A 206-nucleotide genomic window follows, 5' to 3' on the forward strand; every position below is an offset into this window, starting at 1 on the left:
AGGTCGGCGATCTTGCCGAGCGTGTTGTACGCCGCCGGACGCACATCGGACGGACGCGGCGGCAGCCCGTACCGGTCACCCACCCGCACCAGCAACTCCGTCTGCTTCACCGAATCCACCCCCAACTCCGCCTCCAGGTCCGTCCCCTCCTCGAACACCTCCGCCGGATACTCCAGCGCCGCCGCGTACACCCCCGCCAACTCCCG

The 206-nt window shown here is 69.9% G+C and carries 1 protein-coding gene; it reads right to left on the minus strand.

Features of this window, described 5'->3' with window-relative positions:
• The coding region (locus IH54_RS41225; protein ID WP_234344299.1) for an acyl carrier protein at positions 1 to 206 on the minus strand (206 nt) is incomplete at both ends.

This window comes from Streptomyces sp. NRRL F-5123, assembly GCF_000721495.1.
GTDB lineage: Bacteria > Actinomycetota > Actinomycetes > Streptomycetales > Streptomycetaceae > Actinacidiphila.